Origin of the sequence: Actinoplanes flavus, assembly GCF_017592555.1 — a bacterium.
Taxonomy (GTDB): Bacteria; Actinomycetota; Actinomycetes; order Mycobacteriales; family Micromonosporaceae; genus Actinoplanes; species Actinoplanes flavus.
This window is the reverse complement of sequence record NZ_JAGFNS010000076.1, coordinates 1-1,612: the sequence shown is the minus strand read 5'-3', so window position 1 is coordinate 1,612 and position 1,612 is coordinate 1. Positions and strand designations below refer to the sequence as shown.

At 65.9% G+C, this 1,612-nt stretch carries 1 protein-coding gene and 1 pseudogene; one reads left to right on the top strand and one right to left on the bottom strand.

Annotation, left to right across the window (positions count from 1 at the left end; all coding sequences use genetic code 11):
• Window positions 1-245 precede the first annotated feature (245 nt).
• Window positions 246-1,364, top strand: a complete 1,119-nt coding sequence (locus tag J5X75_RS43715) for an IS630 family transposase (RefSeq protein WP_208473634.1) — start codon at window positions 246-248, stop codon at window positions 1,362-1,364.
• Window positions 1,365-1,508: 144 nt separating this feature from the next.
• Here the strand turns inward: J5X75_RS43715 and J5X75_RS45270 are convergent.
• Window positions 1,509-1,612 (bottom strand): annotated as a pseudogene (locus tag J5X75_RS45270) (IS5 family transposase); the annotation flags it as partial.

Genomic DNA, 1,612 nt, shown 5'->3' with positions numbered 1-1,612 from the left:
CCGCGCGAGCGGTCAGACAGCGGTGGAACTCCGGCCCGGAACCCCGCCAGACGCCCGAGAGCACCAGCCGGATCGACGTCAGGCACACTGATCATCAGACAGCCCTTGATTCGGTTCTCTTCCCTAGTGCGTTGACCACGAACGTTCACCGGGTCGGCGACACGCCGGGACGGCTCCGTGGGTAGCTGCTCGTGACACCCCACTCTCAACGGCGGTGATGTCGGTCGTTGAGAGTGGGTGGCGGGTTGGCCGAGCCGGTACGGGCGCGACGGTTGACGCAGGACGAGGGCCGCAAGCTGCAACAACTCGTCCGCCGAGGAAAACACGATTCGATACGGGTACGCCGGGCGCTGATCATCCTGGCCTCGGCGTCCGGGACACCGGTCTCGGCGATCGCGAACCTGATCGCCGGTCATGAGGACACCATCCGCGACGTGATCCACGCGTTCAACGCGATCGGTCTTCGCTGCCTGGACCCTCAGTGGGCGGGAGGCCGTCCCCGCCTGATCAGTGACGACGACATCGCGTTCATCGTCGCGACGGCCACCGCCCGCCCGAGCACGCTCGGGCGGCCCTTCACCCGCTGGAGCCTGCGCAAACTCGCCGACTACCTCGCCACCGACGCCGCCCGGACGGTCACCATCGGCCGGGAACGGCTCCGGCAGATCCTGGCCGACAACGAGATCAGCTGGCAACGGACCCGGACCTGGAAGGAATCCAAGGACCCGGACTTCGACGCCAAGCTCGACCGGATCGAGCACGTCACGACCCACATCCCGCAGCGCTGTTTCGCGTTCGACCAGTTCGGGCCACTGTCGATCCGCCCACACCACGGATCGTCCTGGTCACCCCTGACACATCCCGACCGGCTGCCGGCGACCTACCACCGCACGCACGGGATCCGCTACTTCCACGGCTGTTACAGCCTCGGCGACGACCAGCTCTGGGGTGTGATCCGCCGCCGCAAAGGCGCTGATCACACCCTGTCGGCGTTGAAGTCGATCCGCCAGCGGCTGCCGGACGGTGGCCCGATCTACGTCATCATGGACAACCTGTCGGCCAACAAGACCCCGGCCATCCGGGCCTGGGCGGCCCGTAACAAGGTCGAACTGTGCTTGACGCCGACCAGCGCGTCCTGGGCGAATCCGATCGAGGCGCAGTTCGGGCCGTTACGCATGTTCACCATGGCGAACTCGAACCACCCGAACCACACCGTCCTTGCCCGCAAGATGCACCACTATCTGCGCTGGCGCAACGCCAACGCCCGCCACCCCGACGTCCTGACCGCGCAACGCCGCGAACGGTCCCGTATCCGCAGCGAACGACAACAACGCTGGGGCCGACCTCGACTCAAGGCCGCCTGAGCCTCAGACCCGGCGAACGTTCGTGGTCAACGCACTAGACAAGAAGATCATCGATCAAGGGCTGTCTCCATGATCAGCCAGGGTCGATGCCGCCCGGCCGTACGTTACTGTAAAACTCAAGCTAAGGCGTGTTTCATAAGCCGGTCAGAGCCACTCGCAGATGACCGTGATGGTTAGGACGGCCTGGAATCGGACGGCCAACTTGTCGTAGCGGGTGGCCACGCCGCGGTGGCGCTTGAGCCGGGCGA